The sequence below is a fragment of the Roseisolibacter sp. H3M3-2 genome, assembly GCF_029211165.1.
Taxonomy (GTDB): Bacteria; Gemmatimonadota; Gemmatimonadetes; order Gemmatimonadales; family Gemmatimonadaceae; genus Roseisolibacter.
Map to the genome: position 1 here is coordinate 1 of NZ_JARGEK010000361.1, position 4737 is coordinate 4737.

The following is a 4737-nucleotide window of genomic DNA, read 5'->3' on the forward strand; positions in this document are numbered from 1 at the left end:
CGGCGGCGCTGCGCGGCCCGACGCCCGGCGCCACCGCCGGCGCGCTGCTGCGCGCCTTCTCCCCGGTCGCCCTCGCCTGCGGCAGCGCGGTCGCGCTCACCGGCCTGGCCGCCGCCTGGTGGCACCTCGGCGCCGTCGACGCGCTGTGGGGGAGCGCCTACGGGCGCACCCTCCTGCTCAAGCTGGCGCTGCTGGGCGGCGTCGCCGCGCTCGGCGCGTTCAACTGGCGCCGCGGCGTCCCGGCCGCTACCGACCCGACGGGGGCGCGCCGGGTGCGCCGCGCCGCCGCCGTCGAGCTGACCCTCGCCGCGGCGGCGCTCGTCGTCACCGCCGTCCTCGTCGCCCTCCCCACCCCCGTCCCCCCGCTGCCATGATCCGCGCCCTGCTCGTCGCCTCGGCGGTCGTCCTCCCCGCGGCCGCCCGCGCGCAGTCCGGCGCCCCCGTCGGCACCGACTCGGCGGAGGCGGCGCTGACGGTGACCAAGTTCCACCAGGCGCTGGCGCGCGGCGACAGCGCGGCCGCGCTCGCCCTCCTCGCCCCCGACGCGACCGTCCTGGAGGGCGGGTCGCTGGAGACGGTCGCCGAGTACCGGGCGCACCACCTGCCGGCCGACATCGGCTTCGCGCGGGCGGTCCCCGGCGAACGCGCCCCGCTGCGGGTGCGGGTGCAGGGGGACGTGGCGTGGGTCGTCGGGACGAGCACCACGAAGGGTGAGTACCAGGGGCGCCCCGTCAACAGCGCGGGCGCCGAGCTGATGGTGCTCACCCGGATGCCGCACGGCTGGCGGATCGCCGCCATCCACTGGTCGTCGCGCCGCCGGAGCTCCTGAGCCCCGGCGGGCGGACGACGCGGTCGATCAGGCCGGCGGGGCGCCGCGGCGGGCGCGCATCTCGCGCATCCGCTCCTCCATCTTCTCGACGTTCCGGTCGAAGGTCGCCGCCTGGTCGGCGGTGAGGAGGCCGCGGAGGGCCGAGCGCTCGGCGGTCATCCGCTCGCGGCGGGCGGCCATGGTCGCGCTGTCGGGGCGCTCCCCGGGGGCGGCGGGACGGTCGGCCTCGGCGCGCGCGCGGAAGGCGGCGCGGACCGAGTCGACCCTGGTCTGCTGGGCCGCCGAGAGGGTGATCCCCTCGAAGAGCATCGCCTGCATGGCGCCGGCGCCGCCCCGTCCGCCCCCGGGCGGCTGGGCGGCCAGCGGGGCGCCCGCCGCGGCGAGCGCGAGGGCGAGGGCGGCGAGACGGGGGGCGGGACGGCGGGTCATGGGGGCTCCGGGGAGGCGCGGGAACGGACGGGGGCGCGCCCGGGTTTCCGGGCGGCACCCCGGTGAGACGCCCCCGCCGGGCATCCGTTAAGACGGGGGGCCAGGACCCGCCAAGTCCCCGTCTTCGTTCAACATCGGACCCCCGGGGCGCGTTCTCTGCACCGGACGCGGTCGCCCGGAGCGACCGCGCCGCGGGGGTCGCCGGGGCGACGCGGGCTTAACGCCGCGGGCCTCCGAGCGTCCGCCGGAGTACCGGCATCCCCAGCCTGCCCTGAGCCTGCCGAAGGGCGCCCGCGTTCCTCACTCGTCGCTCATGCCCGCCAGTTTCCGCACGCCGCCGCGCGCGCGTGCCGTGCTCGTTCCCGTCCTCCCGGTCCTGCTGACGTTCGCCGCGTGCGCGGCGACCGCCGGCGCGCAGGTGCCCGCCGCCCCGGCGCCGGCCACCGCGTCGGCCGCGCCCGACGCCGCCCGCCCGATCTCGCTCGCCGAGGCCGTCGACCTGGCGCGCCGCAACGCCCCCGCCGCCGTGCAGGCGCGCGGGCAGCTGCGCGCCAGCGAGGCCAGCATCCGCTCGGCGTACGCCGCGTTCATCCCCAGCCTGTCGCTGAACGCCAACACGACGCAGCAGAGCCCCGCGACGGCGCGCGTGAACCAGCAGACGGGCGAGCTGCAGGCGGGGCGGTGGGCCGGGAGCGCCGGCTTCAACGCCTCGGTCGACCTGTTCGACGGCTTCCGCCGCACCTACGACCTGCGCAGCGCGCGCGCCACGCAGGCCGCGGCCGTCACCGGCGAGACGGCGCAGGCGTTCACGCTCGCCTTCCAGGTCAAGCAGCAGTACTACGCCTCGCTCGCCGCGCGCGAGTCCGAGGTCGCGATCCAGGCGCAGCTCGAGCAGGCGCGCCAGCAGCTGCGCGTCTCGGTGGCGCGCGTGCTCGCGCAGACGGTCACGCGCTCCGACTCGCTGCGCGCGAGCATCGCGGTGCGCAACGCCGAGCTGGCGCTGCTGCAGGCGCGGCAGGACCGCGCGGTGGCCGACGCCGCGCTGACGCGCCTCGTGGGCTCGCCGTTCACCGTCGCCGCGACGCCGAGCGGCGCGCCGGCCGACGCGGTGGCGCTCCCCGACAGCGCGGAGCTGGTGCGGCTGGCCGACCAGGCGCCGTCGGTGCGGCAGGCGCAGGCCAACCTGGCCGCCGCGCAGGCCGCCGAGCGGTCGAGCCGCACGCCGTACTTCCCGACGCTGTCGCTGAGCTACGGGCGCAACCTGACCACGTCGTCGGCGGGCTTCGACCTGATCCCGAACGACCCGCGCTTCAGCGGGCAGATGCGCTTCACGTTCAGCTACCCGGTGTTCAACCAGTACGCGCGCGAGGAGGCCGTCGTGCGCGCGGACATCGCGACCACCAACGCCGAGGCGGCGCTGCGCGACGCGCGGCTGGCGGCGCAGCAGGGGCTCGTGCAGTCGCAGGTCGCGCTCCGCCTCGCGCAGGAGCAGATCGCGGTGCAGGAGGCGACGGTCGTCGCCTCCGAGGAGGACCTGCGCGTGCAGCAGCAGCGCTACGAGCTCGGCGCCTCCACCCTGCTCGACGTCCTGACCTCGCAGACCACGCTCAACCAGGCCCGGGTGGCGCTGGTGCAGGCGCGCTTCAACGCGCGCGCCGCCCGCGCGCAGCTCGAGTCGATCATCGGGCGCGACCTGTGAGCGCCGCCCCCCGCCCCCTCCCGACCCCCACGCCGGCCGCCATGCCCGCTCCATCGTCGTCCCGCGCCGGCGCGTCCCGGCGACTCGCCCCCTGGGCCGCCCTCGCCGCGCTCGGCACCCTCGGCGCCGTCGCCGCCTGCACCAAGCAGAAGGCCGAGGCGGCCGCCATCGAGACCGCGCCGGTGCGCCGGCAGACGGTCGTGGTCGACGTCGAGGCGACGGGCGTGATCACGCCGATGGCCGCCGTCGAGGTGCGCTCGAAGGCGTCGGGCCAGATCGTCGAGATGCCGGCGCAGACGGGGCAGCAGGTGCGCCCCGGCGACCTGCTGGTCCGCGTCGACCCGCGCGACCCGCAGAGCCGCTTCGACCAGGCGCGCGCGTCGCTGTCGGCCGCCCAGGCCGCGCTCGACGTCGCCAAGTCGCAGTACGACCGCAACCAGGCGCTGGCCAAGCAGGGCGTGATCACCGCGCCCGAGCTGGAGCAGACGCGCGTCGCCTACGCCAACGCGCAGTCGCAGCTCACCAGCGCGCGCACGCAGCTGTCGCTGTCGCGCATCGCGCTCGAGGACGTGACGATCACCGCGCCGTCGGCCGGCACCGTCATCGCCAAGAACGTCTCGCTCGGCCAGGTCATCACGTCGAGCACCAACTCGCCGAGCGGCGGGACGGTGCTGCTGTCGATCGCCAACCTCGGCACCGTCTACGACTCGACGCTCGTCACCGAGAGCGACATCGGGAAGGTGAAGCCCGGGCAGGCGGCGAGCGTGACCGTCGACGCGTACCCCGGCCGCACCTTCCGCGGCGTGGTCGAGAAGATCGAGCCGCGCGCCACGGTGCAGCAGAGCGTGACGATGTTCCCGGTGCTCATCCGCATCGACAACCAGGACGGCGCGCTGATGCCGGGGATGAACTCGGACGTGTCGATCCTCGTCGACGAGCGCGACGGCGTGCTGGCGGTGCCGGTGGACGCGGTGCGCCCGATGCGCGAGGCGGCCACCGCGGCCGCGGCGCTCGGCATCGACCCGGCCAAGGTGCAGGCGCTGATGCAGCAGGGGCGCGGCGGGCGGGGCGGGGCGGCGGGGGACACGCCGACGACCAACGCGGTGAACGCGACCGGGGCGCCGCAGGGCGGGAGCGGGAACGGCGGGAGCGGGAACGGCGCCGGGCGCGGCAACGGCGGCGGGATGGGCGGGGGCATGGGGAACATGCCGGACGTCTCGCCCGCGCTGTGCGACTCGGTGACCAAGAAGCTCGCGGCCAAGCCCGGCGTGCGCGACCGCATCGGCGCGCTGCGCCAGCAGATGCAGGACGGGGGCGCCGGCCCCGAGGCGCGCGAGCAGATGCGCGCGCTCTACGACAGCGCCGGCGTCGACCCGCGCCAGGCGCGCGCCTGCCAGATGCAGGGCGAGCAGGGCGCCCGCGGCCAGCGCGCGGGCGGCGCGGGCAGCGGCAACGGCGGCGCCGGGCGGTTCGCCGACATGGGGCGCGGCGCGCGCACGCGGCGCGGGCTCGTCTTCGTGAAGTCGGGCGAGACGTTCGAGCCGCGGCTGGTCACGCTCGGCCTCGGCAACTTCGACGTCACCGAGGTGCTCTCGGGGCTGCAGGAGGGGGAGAACGTCGCGCTCGTCTCGGCGGCCGTGCTCCAGCAGTCGCGCACCGAGTTCCAGGAGCGGCTCCGCAGCCGGAGCGGGCTCCCGGGGACGGGCGGCGGCGGGGGCGCGCCGGCCGGCGGCGGTGGCGGTGGCCGTCCGGGTGGTGGCGGCGGCGCGCCCGGCGGCGG

5 protein-coding genes are annotated in these 4737 nt (G+C 77.4%); 4 read left to right on the plus strand and 1 reads right to left on the minus strand.

Annotation, left to right across the window (positions count from 1 at the left end; genetic code table 11):
• Nucleotides 1-374 (plus strand): CopD family protein (locus PYV61_RS21030; RefSeq protein ID WP_275835321.1); only part of this gene is annotated, 374 nt, incomplete at its 5' end.
• Nucleotides 371-829, plus strand: a complete 459-nt coding sequence (locus PYV61_RS21035; protein ID WP_275835323.1) for a nuclear transport factor 2 family protein — start codon at nucleotides 371-373, stop codon at nucleotides 827-829. The genes PYV61_RS21030 and PYV61_RS21035, both read left to right, overlap by 4 nt.
• A 27-nt stretch (nucleotides 830-856) precedes the next feature.
• On the opposite strand, the gene PYV61_RS21040 is transcribed toward PYV61_RS21035, so the two are convergent.
• Nucleotides 857-1258: a hypothetical protein gene (locus tag PYV61_RS21040; RefSeq protein ID WP_275835325.1), complete on the minus strand. Its 402-nt coding sequence runs from the start codon at nucleotides 1256-1258 to the stop codon at nucleotides 857-859.
• Between the two features lie 313 nt (nucleotides 1259-1571).
• Between PYV61_RS21040 and PYV61_RS21045 the strand changes: the two genes are divergently transcribed.
• Together PYV61_RS21045 and PYV61_RS21050 are read left to right on the plus strand one after the other, a co-directional pair.
• Complete coding sequence (locus PYV61_RS21045) at nucleotides 1572-2957, plus strand: TolC family protein (RefSeq protein ID WP_275835328.1); 1386 nt, start codon at nucleotides 1572-1574, stop codon at nucleotides 2955-2957.
• 41 nt (nucleotides 2958-2998) lie between these two features.
• Nucleotides 2999-4737 (plus strand): efflux RND transporter periplasmic adaptor subunit (locus tag PYV61_RS21050; protein WP_275835330.1); only part of this gene is annotated, 1739 nt, incomplete at its 3' end.

Bases quoted from the DNA above. Each gene is read 5' to 3' on its own strand.
- PYV61_RS21045 (WP_275835328.1), top strand. From the start codon at position 1,572: ATGCCCGCCAGTTTCCGCACGCCGCCGCGCGCGCGTGCCGTGCTCGTT.
- PYV61_RS21035 (WP_275835323.1), top strand. From the start codon at position 371: ATGATCCGCGCCCTGCTCGTCGCCTCGGCGGTCGTCCTCCCCGCGGCC.
- PYV61_RS21040 (WP_275835325.1), bottom strand. From the start codon at position 1,258: ATGACCCGCCGTCCCGCCCCCCGTCTCGCCGCCCTCGCCCTCGCGCTC.